We start from the raw sequence: 1,756 nt of genomic DNA, 5'->3' as shown, positions 1-1,756 counted from the left end.
TCGGCCGCGACGGCTCCGCCGCCACCGCCTCCAGCAGCAGGCGGAAACGCGTCAGCAGGCGCTCGACCGTGGCGCGGTCGAACAGCTCGGTCGCGTATTCGACATAACCCTGCAGATACTGGGTTTGCGGCTCATCGGACGGCATTTCGAACAGATTGAAGAACAAGTCGAACTTGGCGGTTCGATTGCCTACCGTTTCCAGGCTGACCTCCCGGCCGGAAAAACGGAACAGCGGGAAGATATTGTTCTGCAGCGCCAGGTTGACCTGGAACAATGGGTGATGAGAGGCTGAGCGCGCCGGATTGAGCAGTTCGACCAACCGTTCGAACGGCACGTCCTGGTGGCTGTAGGCGGCCAAGGCCTGCTGGCGCACCCGGCCCAGCAGGGTGGCGAAATCCGGCCGTCCGGAGGTATCCACCCGCAATACCCAGGTGTTGACGAAAAAGCCGACCAGGTTGGCCAAGGCATCATCGGTCCGGCCGGCGATCGGGCACCCCAGCGGAATGTCATCGCCAGCGCCCAAGCGGCTCAACAACGCGGCCAAGGCCGCTTGCAGCGCCATCGACAGCGTAGCGCCATGCCGGCGGGCCAGCGTCTTCAGCTGTTTCAGGGTTTCGGCATCCAGCCTGAACTCGCAGTAATCGCCCTGGTAGCTGGCCATCGCCGGACGCGGGCGGTCAGTGGGCAGGCACAGTTGATCCGGCAAACCGGCCAACGCTTGCTTCCAATAAGCGAACTGACGACCGATCAGACTGTCCGGATCCCGCTCGTTTCCCAGCAACTGGCGCTGCCACAAGGTGTAGTCGGCATATTGGACCGGCAACGGCCGCCAAGCCGGTTCACGCCCCTGGCAGCGCGCCTCGTAGGCGGCCGCCAGATCATCCGCCAATACCGGCAGAGAGCCGCCATCCCCGGCGATGTGATGCAGCAGCAACAGCAGCACCTGCTGGCCGGAGTCCAATGGAAACAGCTCTGCGCGCAAAGGCAACTCGCAGCTCAGGTCGAAGCAATGCCGGCTGGCCTCGCTCAGCACGGCTCCCAGCCTGGTCTCGCCCAGCGGCTCATGCACGATCAGACGGCAGTCATCCAGTTGCTCGACGGACAACACGCATTGCAGCGGCGTATCGTCGGCCGACTGGACATATACGGTGCGCAGGCTTTCATGGCGGCGCACCACATCAAGCAGCGCGGCCTCCAGCACGTCCGTCTCCAGCGCGCCCGACAAGCGCAGCGCCACCGGGATGTTGTAGGTCGGACTTGGGCCTTCCAGATGGTGGATGAACCACAACCGCTGCTGGGCATAGGACAACGGCAACGTTTGCGGGCGCGGCAGGCGCCGTAGCGGCGGCCTCAGCTCGCCGTCTCCCGACAGCTGCCGCGCCAAGGCCGCCACGGTCGGGCATTCGAACAGGGTCCGGATCGACAGCTCGCGCCGCTGCGTGACGCGGATGCGGCTGATCAGCCTGGTTGCCAGCAGCGAATCGCCTCCCAGATCAAAGAAGCTATCATCGATTGATACCTGCGGCAGCCCCAGCGTCTCAGCAAACAGCCCGCACAATACGTCTTCCTGCGCGTCGCGCGCCGCGCGTCCGCTGCGGCCGGCGAAGTCCGGCGCCGGCAAGGCCTTGCGGTCCAGCTTTCCGCTTGGCGTCAGCGGCAAGACATCCAGGCCGATCATCGCCGCCGGCACCATGTGCTCCGGCAACTGATCCGCCAGAAAACGCCTCAGCGCCTGGGCATCGGCCGCCGCTGCATT

At 65.0% G+C, this 1,756-nt stretch carries 1 protein-coding gene; it reads right to left on the bottom strand.

Going from position 1 to position 1,756, the window contains the following annotated elements:
• Window positions 1–1,756, bottom strand: a 1,756-nt coding sequence (locus VL52_RS25770; RefSeq protein ID WP_046159199.1) for a condensation domain-containing protein, incomplete at both ends; no start/stop codon positions are given.

It is taken from the genome of Chromobacterium vaccinii, assembly GCF_000971335.1.
In the GTDB taxonomy this organism is placed as follows: Bacteria; Pseudomonadota; Gammaproteobacteria; order Burkholderiales; family Chromobacteriaceae; genus Chromobacterium; species Chromobacterium vaccinii.
Note: the sequence above shows the minus strand (reverse complement) of the source record. Positions and strands in the feature narration are given on the sequence as shown.